We start from the raw sequence: 13,090 nt of genomic DNA, 5'->3' as shown, positions 1-13,090 counted from the left end.
AGATCGGAGAGCCGGATGGCCAACGATGGGGTAAACGCACCTGCTGATCTCGGGCGTCGCCGGTTTTTGACCGCGACAACGTCCGTGGTCGGTGTGGTCGGAGCAGGATTTGTCGCAGCTGCGTTCGTGAAGTCGTGGAATCCCAGCGCACGCGCCAAGTTGGCGGGTGCACCGGTCACCGCCGACATCAGCGCATTGCAGGAAGGACAACGGCTGGTTCTGGAATGGCGCGGTCAGCCCATCTGGATCGTCAAACGTTCCAAGGCGATGCTGGACGCATTGCCGTCCCTGGATGACCGGCTCAAGGACCCCAAGTCCGAGAACAAGGACCAGCAGCCGGACTACGTGCTGAAGAATCCCGAATACCGCTCGATCAAGTCCGATATCTCGGTGCTGGTCGGGCTGTGCACGCATCTGGGCTGCTCGCCGGAAATGGTCGCCGAGATCCGCCCCGAGCCGTACGACCCGCAATGGAAGGGCGGCTACTTCTGCCCGTGCCATAAGTCGCGCTTCGACATGTCGGGCCGCGTCTTCGACGGCGTGCCGGCACCGATCAACCTGTTGGTGCCCCCACACCATTACGTGGACGACAACACCCTGGTGATCGGTGTCGATCCCGATGGTGCCGGGACGTCGGCCAAAAGCACGGGGGCTGCCTGATGAGCAATATCCTGGTTCGTACCGCCAACGGCGTGTTCGAGTGGGTCAACGAACGCGCACCGGGGCTGATGCCCACGTACCGCAAGCACATCAGCGAGTACTACGCACCGAAGAACTTCAACATCTGGTACTACTTCGGCTCGCTGGCGATGGTGGTGCTGGTCAATCAGATCGTCACCGGCATCTTCCTGACGATGCACTACAAGACCAGCGCGGCCGAGGCGTTCGCCTCGATCGAATACATCATGCGCGACGTGGAGTGGGGCTGGCTGATCCGCTACATGCACAGCACCGGCGCCTCGCTGTTCTTCATCGTGGTGTACCTGCACATGTTCCGCGGCCTGATGTACGGCAGCTACCAGAAACCACGCGAGCTGGTGTGGATCCTGGGCATGCTGATCTACCTGGTGCTGATGGCCGAGGCCTTCATGGGCTATGTGTTGCCCTGGGGCCAGATGTCGTTCTGGGGCGCCAAGGTGATCATCTCGCTGTTCGGGGCGATCCCGGTCATCGGCAACGGGTTGACCGAGTGGATCATGGGCGACTACCTGCCCGGCGATGCCACCCTCAACCGCTTCTTCGCACTGCATGTGATCGCGCTGCCGCTGGTGCTGTTGCTGCTGGTGGTGCTGCACCTGGGCGCGCTGCATGAAGTGGGATCCAACAACCCGGATGGTGTGGACATCAAGAAGGGGCCCAAGGGCAACCGCTGGGACGCGCACAAACCGGCCGACGGCATTCCATTCCATCCGTACTACACGGTCAAGGATCTGGTGGGTGTCGGTTTCCTGTTGCTGATCGCGGCCTTCATCATCTTCTTCGCGCCTGCCTTCGGTGGCCTGTTCCTGGAGCACGACAACTTCACCGAGGCCAATCGCCTGGTGACGCCGGAGCACATCAAGCCGGTGTGGTACTACACGCCGTACTACGCGATGTTGCGCGTGGTGCCCAACAAGCTCGGCGGCGTGCTGGTGATGTTCTCGGCGATCGCCATCCTGTTCCTGGTGCCATGGCTGGACCGCGCCAAGGTCCGCTCGATCCGCTATCGCGGCTGGATCTCCAAGGTCGCGCTTGGCGTGCTGGTGGTGTGCTTCGTGTGGCTGGGCGTGATCGGTTCCGGTCCCGGTACCGACGCGCATGAGACCTATGTGGGGCGCGTGCTGACCTTTCTGTACTTCGCGTTCTTCATCACCATGCCGTTGTGGACGTGGCTGGATCAGACCAAACCTGTACCGGAACGGGTGACCATGCATGACTAAGTCCATCGTGAGGTCATGCAAGATGCGCGCTGCCGCCTTGCTCTGCGGCCTGCTCGTTGCTGCCGGGGCGGTCGCGGCCGAAGGCGGGGCGGTGCAGCAAGCCGGCAACGACCTGAGCGACCGTGCATCGCTGCAGCGTGGCGCGCAGTTGTTCATGAACTACTGCTCCGGCTGCCATTCGCTGAAATATTTGCGCTACTCGCGCATGGCCAGCGATCTGGGCTTGAGCGAGGAAGAGGTGATGACCAACCTCAACTTCACCGGTGCCAAGGTCGGCGAACACATCGAGACCACCATGCCGCACGATGCGGCCACCAAATGGTTCGGCAAGGCACCGCCGGATCTGACGCTGATTGCGCGGGTGCGCGGCACCGGCTGGGTTTACACCTACCTCAAGTCGTTCTATCTGGATCAGACCCGTCCGTTGGGCTGGAACAACCAGTTGTTCCCGAATGCCTCCATGCCCAATCCCTTGTGGGAGCTGCAAGGCCTGCAACAGGCGCAGTTCGGTCCGCCCGACAAGGCCACCGGCGACAAACCGGTGCAGGGGCTGAAACTTGGTCAGCCGGGCCGCCAGACGCCGGTGGAGTTCGATCAGACCGTGCGCGATATCACCAATTTCCTGGAATACGCCGGCGAGCCGGCCGTGTTGAAGCGACAGAGCATGGGGGTATGGGTGATCCTGTTTCTGGTCCTGCTGACCTTCCTGGCCTACTTGCTCAAGCAGGAATACTGGAAGGACGTGCACTGACTTCCTCTGGCGTAACGCCAGGTTGAGCGCTGGGCGCGGCTGCACTACCGCGTCGCCCTTCCACATCGGACACCTGCACAGAACCCCTCGCCGCAACGTAGGCGAGGGCGACAAGCCGGCAAGGCCTGCATTGACGGAAATCTGCGCTGTCCTTGTCGATTGTGTGCGTCAATTTTCGTGCGGCGCGGTGTCCCGCTGCGTTCGGCGCGGATCACCGGCCTTGTCGGCGATGTGGCCGTGGATGGCAGGGCGTGTTTGACCGGTGTGTCGATAGGCAGCGTCGCGTGCGGCTACCTGCACCCAGCCAGTCATCCGTGGCCTGGACTGCCAGCCATCTGTTCGGGCTGGGTGCAGACCAGCCGCTCACTGCGTGCGTATTTGGCGTCATTCGCTCGCGCCATCGCACATTCGAGATAGAAACATGGCCAAATCGCCGGCGAATGGTGTCTATCACTCTTGGCTTTTGCGTGACGTGATTGCACACTCGAAGGACCGTGGTGACGGTCGGCGTTGGGCCGGCCGCGCCGATGCGGCCGGCGGATTCCGGTCGTCGGAGAGCCTTGAATGGCGACGAGTGTGCGTATGCGGAATACCTTGACTTTGTTTTCGTCCAACGACGACGTGTTGTGCCACCGGGTCCGCTTGGTCCTGGCGGCGAAAGGGGTGACCTACGACCTGGTGCCGGTCGACCCGCAAAATCCCCCCGAAGATCTGATCGATCTCAATCCCTATCATTCGGTTCCGACCCTGGTCGAACGCGATCTGGTGCTGTACGCCGCGTCGGTGGTCAGCGAATACCTGGATGAGCGCTACCCGCATCCGCCGTTGATGCCGGTGGACCCGCTCTCTCGCGCGCGCCTGCGTCTGGCGATGCTGCGGATCGAGCACGACTGGGTGCCGCAGGTGCAGGCGATCCAGCTCGGCAACAAGACCCAGGCCGAGGCCGGCCGCAAGCGCCTGAAAGAACTGCTCACCGCCTCGGTGCCGCTGTTCAAGGCCAGCAAGTTCTTCCTCAATCCGGAAATGAGTCTGGCCGATTGCGCGATGGCGCCGATCATCTGGCGACTGGAAGCATTGGAGATCGGTCTGCCCAAGGACGGCAAGGCGATCGAGGACTATGGCAACCGGATCTTCCGCAACCCCGGCTTCATCCGCAGCCTGACCGATCAGGAAAAGAAACTGCGCGATATGCCGGGCTGATGCGCCGACTGTATGCCAACAGACCGACGCCCTGTTGTGCAGCCGCCGCTGCGGGCCGTGTGCGGGTAAAATGACGCCATGAGCGAAGATTTCCCCCGCATGACCAGCCATCGCCCGTACCTGTTGCGGGCCTTGGTTGAATGGATCAACGACAACGGCATGACGCCGCACGTTCTGGTGGACGCAGGGCTGCCAGGTGTGCAGGTGCCTGCCAGTGCCGTCAAGGACGGCCGCGTTGTGTTGAACATCGCCGAGCGTGCCGTGGTCGGCTTGCAGGTCGACAATGAGAGCGTCAGTTTCAACGCGCGCTTCGGCGGCGTCAGCCATCCGGTGATGGTGCCGATGGCGGCGGTGTTGGCGGTGTACGCGCGTGAGACCGGGCAGGGCATGGCGTTGCCGGATGACATTCCTGGGACCAGCAGCGAGCCACCGGATCCGGGTGCGCCGCCGCCGGGTGCGCCCGCGCCGGACGAGCCACCCAGCAGTGGCAAGCGCCCGCATCTGCGCGTGGTCAAGTAGCTAAGAGCCCCGGCGCGCAACGCGTCGGTGCTTTTAACGTCTGCATGGGTGCAGTTGCATCCAGGTATGTCGCCTGTTCCCCCCGCGCAACGGGGTGGGTCGCGCTGCATGTGGTGCATCGTCGCATTACCTGCTGCCGGTCAGGCCATCGCCAGCGAGGATGGCGGTGCGGCGATGCCGGGAACCAGCGATGGTCGGGACGTTCGATCCACCGCAATGCGCGCGACCGCCATGCTGACGCGCCCAGCAACAGCTAGCCGTCAATTCAGGCGCTGATGCTCGGGATTCAGCGGCGTCACCGTGGCCACTTGCGGGCCGGTGAAGGCGATCAGCTGATCGCCGCGCAGCACCAGGCGGCCACTGTGGCGGTCGATGCCGTCGTGCGAATACTCGAAGCGGAACGTTCGCTCGAAGCCCAGCCAGCCATTGGCCTTGCGGCACAGGCGGATGCTGGTGGAGTGCACGCTCTGATCCAGCCACTGCACATCGGCAGCGCGGCAGGCATTGCGGCCGAGGATACCGGCGCGTTCGGCAGCGGCGCGCGAGGAGTTCCAGAACGCGTACAGCGCGGCGCCGGCAATCATCAATAGAATAAGGCTGGGCATGCCGCCAATGTGCCATGGCCTGCGGCCGATCGACAATCGGCGCAGCTACGTTCCGATGCCGAGGTGCTTGCATCCAGCCAGCCGAGCGTCGGCCATTTGCAGGGTCACGGCCGACACGCGGGCATCGATCGTCGGCGCACGCATCAGGACCAGATGTGCGGTTGTCCACGTCAGCGCATGCCATCCGGGAACACCTGCGCTGACCGAGTCCAGCGATCACCCCGGCAGCGTAGTGTCTCCACCGATGTGGCTGACGACAGAGCGCAAGCGGCGGTCGGCCGGGCGCGGAGCAGGCGAACGCGCCCGAGTGCATGAGTGGCATGCCGTGTCCAGGCACCGGCCATGCACGCCTGGACGCCGCGCAACAAGCGCGATCGCAGTTCTAAACCATTCACCGCCGTCGTCGCGGCCGGCTTGTGTCGGATACAGCGCAACCCCATCCAGTGAACTCCCGCCATATCGCATCGATGCGCCGCGCGCCCTGGTTTGGCGTGACGGTGTGCGCTATCGCCTATGCATCCGGTCCTGCCGCAGTTTCATCCCGTCGTGGCTGCGTGGTTCGCGCAGACCTTTGCCGCGCCGACCCAGGCGCAGGTCGCCGCGTGGCCGACAATCCAGGCCGGACGCCACACGCTGGTGGCCGCACCGACCGGCTCGGGCAAGACGCTGACCGCATTCTTCGCCGCCATCGACGGCTTGATCCGCGAGGGCCTGGCCCACGGCGGTGCGTTGCCGGACGAAACCCGTGTGGTCTACGTGTCGCCATTGAAGGCGCTGTCCAACGACATCCATCTCAACCTGGATGCGCCGCTGCAGGGGATCCGCACCGCACTGGTCGCCAGCGGTCTACCGGATGTGGCAGTGCGCACGGCAGTGCGTACCGGCGATACCCCGCAGCGCGAGCGGGCACACGCGCGCCGCACGCCGCCGCATATTCTGGTGACCACGCCGGAGTCGTTGTACGTGCTGTTGGGCTCGGCCTCCGGGCGCAGCGCATTGCGCCATGTGCGTACCGTCATCGTCGATGAAATCCATGCGGTGGCGGCGGACAAGCGCGGCAGTCATCTGGCGCTGACGTTGGAGCGCTTGCAGCGGCTGGCGGAGCGTCCGATCACCCGTATCGGGTTATCGGCGACGCAGAAGCCGATCGAGACCGTGGCGCAGTTCCTGGTCGGTACGGGCGATGCCGGCCAGCTGGCGCCGCGCTGCGAGATCGTGGATATCGGCTACACCCGCAGGCGCGATCTGGCACTGGCCTTGCCGCCGACGCCGCTGAGCGTGGTGATGTCCAACGATCAGTGGCTACAGGTGTATGCCGGCGTGGCCGCACTCGCGCAGCAACATCGCACCACGCTGGTGTTCGTCAACACGCGGCGCATGGCCGAGCGCGCAGCGCGCCATCTTGGCGATCTGCTCGGCAAGCAGCGCGTCGCCGCGCACCACGGCAGCCTGTCGCGCGAAACCCGTCTGCTGGCCGAGCGGCGACTCAAGGCCGGCGAACTCACCGTGCTGGTGGCCACCGCCTCGCTCGAACTGGGGCTGGATATCGGCGATGTGGATCTGGTCTGCCAGCTCGGGTCGCCGCGTTCGATCGCCACGTTCCTGCAGCGTGCCGGACGTTCCGGGCATGCGGTCGGTGGGACGCCGAAGGCACGCTTGTTTCCGCAGACCCGCGATGAGTTGGTCGAGTGCGCCGCACTGCTGGATAGCGTGCGCCGTGGCGAACTGGATGCCTTGCGCATTCCGCTGGCACCGATCGATGTGCTCGCACAGCAGATCGTGGCCGAGGCCGCATGCGAAGACTGGGACGAGGACGCGCTGTTCGCGCTGGTGCGTCGCGCATGGCCGTTCGCGCAACTGAGCCGCACCACGTTCGATCGCGTGGTGCGCATGTTGTGCGACGGCTTCAGCACCCGGCTCGGGCCGCGTGCGGGCTATCTGCATCGCGATGCGGTGCATCGGCGCCTGCATGCGCGCCGCGGCGCACGCATGACCGCACTGACCTCCGGCGGCACCATTCCCGAGACGGGCGACTACAGCGTGGTGCTGGAGCCGCAGGCAGACAAGATCGGCACGGTGAACGAGGATTTCGCCGTCGAAAGCCTGACCGGCGACGTGTTTCAACTGGGCAACGCCAGTTACCGCATTCTGCGCGTGGAAGCGGGGCGGGTGCGGGTGGAAGACGCCAAGGGGGCGCCGCCGAACATTCCGTTCTGGCTGGGCGAGGCGCCAGGCCGTAGCGACGAACTGTCGGCGGCGGTATCGCGTTTGCGCGACGAGATCGCGGCACGGCTCGACGCCGTGCCGTCCGAAACAGCGCCGCACCAGGCCGCCTGCGAATGGCTGGTGGGCGAACGGGGACTGACGGCGGAGGCGGCGCGGCAACTGGTGGATTACCTCGCCAGTGCCTGCGTGGCGCTGGGCGCGATGCCGACCCAGCATTGCCTGGTGATGGAGCGTTTCTTCGATGGCACCGGCGGCACCCAGTTGGTGATCCATTCGCCATATGGCAGCCGCATCAATCGTGCCTGGGGACTGGCGTTGCGCAAGCGCTTCTGCCGCACCTTCAACTTCGAACTGCAGGCTGCCGCCACCGAGGATGCGATCGTGTTGTCGCTGTCCACCAGCCACAGCTTTGCCTTGGCGGAGGTGGCCCGCTATCTGCATTCGTCATCGGCCGAGCATGTGTTGATCCAGGCCTTGCTGGATGCGCCGCTGTTCGGCGTGCGCTGGCGCTGGAATGCGACCAACGCGATGGCGCTGCCGCGCTTTAGCGGCGGCAACAAGGTCGCACCGCAACTGCAACGGATGAAGTCGGAGGATCTGCTGGCGACCGTGTTCCCCGATCAGGTTGCCTGCGCGGAGAATCTGGTCGGCGAGCGCGAAGTGCCCGATCACCCGCTGGTGATGCAGACACTGGACGATTGCCTGCATCAGGCCATGGACAGCGAAGGCTGGCTGCAGGTGCTGCGCGGGCTGGAATCGGGCGCGATCACGCTGGTGGCGCGCGATCTGGCTGCGCCGTCGCCGCTGGCCGCCGAAGCCTTGAACGCGCGGCCATATGCGTTTCTGGACGACGCACCACTGGAAGAACGCCGCACCCAGGCCGTGCAGAACCGCCACTACCTGCCGCAGAGCAGCGACGACCTGGGGCAGCTCGATGCAGATGCCATCGCATCGGTGCGCGAGCAGGCATGGCCGCAGCCACGCGATGCCGAGGAAATGCACGAGGCCTTGGTCGGGCTGGGCGTACTTCCCGTCGATGAAGCCGCCGATGCGCACTGGCATGTGTGGCTGGCCGCACTTGCTGGCGATGGCCGCGCCAGTTGTCTTGCCCTGGATGGCGCACCGGCGCTGTGGATCAGTGCCGAGCGCATCGACTGGTTCCTGCCGCTGTATCCGCAGGCGTTGCCGCAGCCGCCGTTACAGGCGCCGGCCGATTGTCGTGTTGACGAATGGACGCGTGAGTGGGCCATCCGCGAACTGCTGCGTGGACGCTTGTCTGCCGTTGGCCCGGCGCAGGTGCCGGCGTTGGCCGGCGCACTGCAGTTGCCCGCGGCCGAGATCCTGGTTGCCTTGGCCGCCTTGCAGCGCGAGGGCTATGTCATGGCCGGGCGGTTCAGTGCGCAGGCGCAGTCGGAAGAATGGTGCGAACGCCATCTGCTGGCGCGCATCCATCGCTATACCCTGGGACGATTGCGCCGCGAGATCGAGCCGGTGGCGCAGCGCGACTACGCGCGCTTTCTGTTCGAGTGGCAGCACGTGGACGGCAGCAGCCGGGTGGCGGGGCCGGATGCCTTGGCCGGCGTGGTCGGGCAGCTGGAAGGCTTCGAGGCACCAGCTGTGCTCTGGGAGAGCGAGTTGCTGCCTGCACGCGTGCGCGACTATCGACCGGCATGGCTGGACGAGTTGTGCACCGCCGGTCGCACCGTGTGGGCGCGGTTACGCCCCGGCGGTGGACGCAGCGGTGTGGCGCTGCGGACCACGCCGATCGTGTTGCTGCCACGTCGCGAGGCGCAACGCTGGAGCAGCCTGGCACGCGATGCCGACGACACGCCCCTGGGCTCGCGCGCGCAACGCGTGGTGGAGGTCTTGCAGCAGCAAGGTGCGCTGTTCTTCGACGAGATCGCCGACGCCGCCGGCTTGATGACAACCGAACTGGAAGAGGCCTTGAGCGAGGCGGTGATGCGCGGCCGCGCGCACTGCGACAGCTATGCCGGGCTGCGCGCGCTGCTGGTGCCGGCTTCCAAGCGACCGAGCGCACTATCGCGCCACCGTCGCCGTGCCAATGCACTGGGGATTCGCGATGCCGGCCGCTGGGCGCCGGTGCGCGCGTTGCCGGAGGTGCCGTTGGCCGAAGCCAGCGAGCGCCACCAGGACATGCTGGAACATGTCGCGCGCAGCTTGCTGCGGCGCTATGGGGTGGTGTGTTGGCGTCTGCTCGAACGCGAGGCCGCATGGCTGCCACCGTGGCGCGAACTGCTGCGCATGTATCAACGTCTTGAAGCGCGTGGCGACATCCGTGGTGGCCGATTCATCGCCGGCCTGTCCGGAGAGCAGTTCGCGTTGCCGGATGCGATCGCGGCATTGCGCCGCGTGCGTGCACAGGCCTTGCCGCAACAGTGGGTATGCGTCAGCGCCAGCGACCCGAGCAATCTGCTGGGCAGCCTCCTGCCCGGCGAGCGCGTGGCGCGCGTGCCCGGCAATCGCGTCGCGTATCTCGATGGCATGCCGATGGCGGTGTGGGCCGCAGAGCGCTTGCAACCGCTGCAGGAACTTACTGCCGAACACACCGAGCAGGCGCTGCAGGTGTTGCAGCGTGGCCCCGGGGCTGCAGAGCAAACCCCGATGGAGCAGTGGCTGGCTCAGTCGCCTGGCAGCGCACGCCGTGTATCGCTGAACCGCGGTAGCGGGCGCGACAGATAGCGGCTACCCGGGACCACCCAGCGCCACGGCGCATCCACCGCCTTGCGGATGCCGACCCGCGGTGTTGCCAGTGCCGTCGTCTTCGATCCACAAGCGTGCCCCGCCATCGGTCAGATCCAGCCCGTTGTCGGCGGCCGTCACACCGAAGGCCTGCGTCAAACGGCCTGGACCGGTGGTCAGGTGCTTGTCCGGCACACCACCGCGCGCTGCCTGCATGCGGTCGATACCGACCAGCGGCTCCAGCGCGCGAATCAGCACCGCATGACCGGGCGCGCCGCCGCAGACGGTATTGATCGCCCAATGCATGCCGTAGATGAAATACACATACAGGTGCCCATGCGCAGCGGACATCACCTGCGTGCGCGGCGTCATGCCACGAAACGAGTGCGCGGCCGCATCCTCCCTGCCGCAATACGCCTCGACTTCGCTGATGCGTCCGCGTCGTCCGTCCATGCCGACCAGCATCTTGTTGAGCAATCGGGGCGCCACCACGCGTGCGTCGTGGCGTAGACGCTGCGCGGGAGCGGTGCGGGCGGCATGCGTGAAGCCTGGCAATCGGGCGGTGAGGCCGCAGCGGGCTGGTGCGTGGGGGATCGCCACGAGGGGTAGGGATTTTCTGAATACAGAGTGTTAAGAGTGTGTGATCTGTCACAGATGCAGATATCCACTGCACTGAATGGGGGTTTCACCACCGTTCATGTCTCAAGCGGGTTTTGCCGTCGCCGATAGCCATAAGCGATTGGTTAGACAAGCCGTATCGCAGCGATCGCGTAGCGCAGCACGCCATCTTCCTCCATGCAGCGCATGTCGCGCACCTCCTCCTTAAGAGAACTTTCCCATGTTAGGCAACCTCAGAATCGGAACCAGGCTCATTGCCGCCTTCCTGATCGTCTCGGCGATCGGCGTATGCATCGGCTGGGTTGGCTATTCCAACTCCGGTCGCATCAACAGTCTGGCCACCTCGCTGTACGAGCGTGAGTTGCTGGGTTTGTCGAACGTCAAGGAGGCCAACATCAACCTCATCTACGCCGGCCGTGCCCGTGCCAACCTCCTGCTGGCCAGTAGCGCCGAAGAGCGCCAGTCGCACGTGCAGAACATCGACAAATACACCGCCAAGGTGGTCGATTACATGACCCGCGCACGGTCCAGCTTCCAGACCGAGGAAGGCAAGAACAAGCTGGCGCAATTCGACCGCGCCTGGCAGAAATATCTGGACGAGCGCGGCCGCTTCCTCGAAGCCGCAAACCGCGAAGCATTGCGCCAGGCCGATCCGGACCTGGAGGCACTGTCCAACGCGGTGCGTGCCAGCTCGGATGAAGTGGATGCGCTGATGACCGACCTGGGCGGCCTGCGCGAGCGCAGCGCGGCTTCGGCCAACGCGGAAACCGACGCCATCCACACCAACAGTTCCAAGCTGTTGATCGCCATCATTGCCGGCGGCGTCATCCTCGGCGTCATCCTCGGTGTGGTGATCAGCCGCAGCGTTACCGGCCCGATCCGTCGCGCCGTGGCGGTGGCCAACAGTCTGTCCGAAGGCGACCTGACCATGCGCATCGAGGTGCAGGGCCGCGACGAAACCGCGCAGCTGCTCGAAGCGATGCGCACCATGGTGCAGAAGCTGTCGCAGGTAGTGGGCGAGGTCAATACCAGCGCCGAAACCCTGGCCAGCGCCTCGGAAGAAGTCAGCGCCACCGCGCAGTCGCTGTCGCAGGCCGCCAGCGAACAGGCCGCCGGCGTGGAAGAAACCAGCGCGTCGCTGGAGCAGATGACCGCATCGATCAGCCAGAACACCGAGAACGCGCGCGTCACCGATGGCATGGCCACCCAGGCCGCAAAGGAAACCATCGAAGGCGGCGAAGCCGTGGTCGCCACCACCCAGGCGATGAAGCAGATCGCGCAGAAGATCGGCATCATCGACGACATTGCCTATCAGACCAATCTGCTCGCGCTCAATGCCGCGATCGAAGCGGCGCGTGCCGGCGAACATGGCAAGGGCTTTGCCGTGGTCGCTGCCGAAGTGCGCAAGCTGGCCGAACGCAGCCAGGTCGCCGCCCAGGAGATTGGCGAGGTTGCCAGTTCCAGCGTGGAGCTGGCCGATCGCGCCGGCCGTCTGCTCGATTCCATCGTGCCCAGCATCAAGCGCACTTCCGATCTGGTACAGGAAATTTCGGCCGCGTCCGAAGAACAGTCTTCCGGCGTCAGCCAGATCAATTCGGCGGTCGTGCAGCTGAGCCAGACCACCCAGCAGAACGCCAGTGCGTCCGAAGAGCTGGCCGCCACTGCCGAAGAGATGAGCGCACAGGCCGAACAGCTGCAGCAGAGCATGGCGTTCTTCCGCCTGGGCGGGCAGGGGCCGGTCAGCACGCCGCCGAAGCGGGGCAAGGTCGCCGCCGCACGCCCGTCACGCACTGCGGCCAACAGCGGTTGGCGTCACGCGGCTGCGCCGGCCTATGCGATGTCCGAGGGCCCGGACGAAGGCCAATTCGCTCGCTTCTGAGAGACCGACCGATGACTGCACAGACCCCCGATGTGATGCCTGGCGACGCCGATGCGGCGGCCCAGTACCTGACCTTTCAACTGGATGGCGAAACCTTCGCCATCAGCATTCTTGGTATTCGCGAAATCATCCAGTACCGCACGCCGACGCCGGTGCCGTCGATGCCTGCCTGCGTGCGCGGCGTCATCAATCTGCGCGGTGCCGTGGTGCCGGTGGTGGATTTGCAGTCACGACTGGGCCGTGCCGATTGCACAATCGGCAAGCGCAGTTGCATCGTGATCCTGGCGACCGAGCAGGCGCAGGGAACCCAGGTGATCGGCGTGCTGGTCGATGCGGTCAACGCGGTGATCGAGTTGGCCGATCAGGATATCGAGGCGGCACCGTCGTTCGGCACGCATATCCGCCGCGACCTGCTGCGTGGCATGGGCAAGGTCGGCGAACGCTTCGTCGTGTTGCTGGACATGGAGCAGGTGCTGCAGGTGGATGAGATCGCGGGCGGCGGCGACGCACTGGCCGCCTGAGCGCGGCCGGCAACGGAATGCGCAGAGCCTGTGCCGTGCAGATGTGCGCGGCACTCAACACCGGACACGGTGCATGCCGCCTTCCGGCAGGGGCCACGCTGTTCGGCATGCGAAGGCCTGCGGATGGCAACGCCAGGTCGCAGAGGTCGTCA

At 65.3% G+C, this 13,090-nt stretch carries 9 protein-coding genes and 1 pseudogene; 8 read left to right on the top strand and 2 right to left on the bottom strand.

Annotated elements, in window-relative coordinates; genetic code table 11:
- Positions 1–15: 15 nt before the first annotated feature.
- The 5 genes from petA (at position 16) to GGR61_RS05290 (ending at position 4,389) form a co-directional block, all read left to right on the top strand.
- On the top strand, positions 16–660 hold the full coding sequence (gene petA, locus GGR61_RS05310) for a ubiquinol-cytochrome c reductase iron-sulfur subunit (RefSeq protein WP_184409212.1): 645 nt from the start codon (positions 16–18) through the stop codon (positions 658–660).
- A complete protein-coding gene (locus tag GGR61_RS05305) occupies positions 660–1,919 on the top strand; it encodes a cytochrome bc complex cytochrome b subunit (RefSeq protein WP_184409213.1) in 1,260 nt (419 codons plus the stop codon). The genes petA and GGR61_RS05305 overlap by 1 nt, the downstream gene beginning before the upstream one ends.
- On the top strand, positions 1,912–2,670 hold the full coding sequence (locus GGR61_RS05300; RefSeq protein WP_184620684.1) for a cytochrome c1: 759 nt from the start codon (positions 1,912–1,914) through the stop codon (positions 2,668–2,670). Before GGR61_RS05305 ends, GGR61_RS05300 begins: the two co-directional genes overlap by 8 nt.
- 564 nt (positions 2,671–3,234) lie before the next feature.
- Positions 3,235–3,870: a glutathione S-transferase N-terminal domain-containing protein gene (locus tag GGR61_RS05295; RefSeq protein ID WP_184409215.1), complete on the top strand. Its 636-nt coding sequence runs from the start codon at positions 3,235–3,237 to the stop codon at positions 3,868–3,870.
- A gap of 78 nt (positions 3,871–3,948) precedes the next feature.
- A complete protein-coding gene (locus GGR61_RS05290; RefSeq protein WP_184620683.1) occupies positions 3,949–4,389 on the top strand; it encodes a ClpXP protease specificity-enhancing factor in 441 nt (146 codons plus the stop codon).
- A 260-nt stretch (positions 4,390–4,649) separates the two neighbouring features.
- Here GGR61_RS05290 and GGR61_RS05285 read toward each other — a convergent pair whose 3' ends face one another.
- A complete protein-coding gene (locus tag GGR61_RS05285; protein WP_184620682.1) occupies positions 4,650–5,030 on the bottom strand; it encodes a DUF3301 domain-containing protein in 381 nt (126 codons plus the stop codon).
- A gap of 477 nt (positions 5,031–5,507) precedes the next feature.
- On the opposite strand from GGR61_RS05285, the gene GGR61_RS05280 reads away from it, so the two are divergent.
- The gene (locus GGR61_RS05280; RefSeq protein ID WP_184620681.1) at positions 5,508–9,920 is read left to right on the top strand and encodes a DEAD/DEAH box helicase; all 4,413 of its coding nucleotides are present in this window, start codon (positions 5,508–5,510) and stop codon (positions 9,918–9,920) included.
- Here the strand turns inward: GGR61_RS05280 and GGR61_RS05275 are convergent.
- Positions 9,860–10,459, bottom strand: a pseudogene (locus tag GGR61_RS05275) (DNA-3-methyladenine glycosylase). The gene GGR61_RS05280 and the pseudogene GGR61_RS05275 sit on opposite strands and share 61 nt — an antisense overlap.
- Before the next feature lie 299 nt (positions 10,460–10,758).
- Here GGR61_RS05275 and GGR61_RS05270 point away from each other — a divergent pair.
- A complete protein-coding gene (locus tag GGR61_RS05270) occupies positions 10,759–12,417 on the top strand; it encodes a methyl-accepting chemotaxis protein (protein ID WP_184409218.1) in 1,659 nt (552 codons plus the stop codon).
- An 11-nt stretch (positions 12,418–12,428) separates the two neighbouring features.
- Complete coding sequence (locus tag GGR61_RS05265; protein ID WP_184409219.1) at positions 12,429–12,938, top strand: chemotaxis protein CheW; 510 nt, start codon at positions 12,429–12,431, stop codon at positions 12,936–12,938.
- The last annotated feature ends 152 nt before the right edge of the window (positions 12,939–13,090 follow it).

Source organism: Xanthomonas sp. 3058 (genome assembly GCF_014199765.1).
Taxonomy (GTDB): domain Bacteria; phylum Pseudomonadota; class Gammaproteobacteria; order Xanthomonadales; family Xanthomonadaceae; genus Xanthomonas; species Xanthomonas campestris_B.
Note: the sequence above shows the minus strand (reverse complement) of the source record. Positions and strands in the feature narration are given on the sequence as shown.

Coding starts and splice junctions, on each gene's coding strand:
- petA (WP_184409212.1), top strand. CDS start 16: ATGGCCAACGATGGGGTAAACGCACCTGCTGATCTCGGGCGTCGCCGG.
- GGR61_RS05305 (WP_184409213.1), top strand. CDS start 660: ATGAGCAATATCCTGGTTCGTACCGCCAACGGCGTGTTCGAGTGGGTC.
- GGR61_RS05300 (WP_184620684.1), top strand. CDS start 1,912: ATGACTAAGTCCATCGTGAGGTCATGCAAGATGCGCGCTGCCGCCTTG.
- GGR61_RS05295 (WP_184409215.1), top strand. CDS start 3,235: ATGGCGACGAGTGTGCGTATGCGGAATACCTTGACTTTGTTTTCGTCC.
- GGR61_RS05290 (WP_184620683.1), top strand. CDS start 3,949: ATGAGCGAAGATTTCCCCCGCATGACCAGCCATCGCCCGTACCTGTTG.
- GGR61_RS05280 (WP_184620681.1), top strand. CDS start 5,508: ATGCATCCGGTCCTGCCGCAGTTTCATCCCGTCGTGGCTGCGTGGTTC.
- GGR61_RS05270 (WP_184409218.1), top strand. CDS start 10,759: ATGTTAGGCAACCTCAGAATCGGAACCAGGCTCATTGCCGCCTTCCTG.
- GGR61_RS05265 (WP_184409219.1), top strand. CDS start 12,429: ATGACTGCACAGACCCCCGATGTGATGCCTGGCGACGCCGATGCGGCG.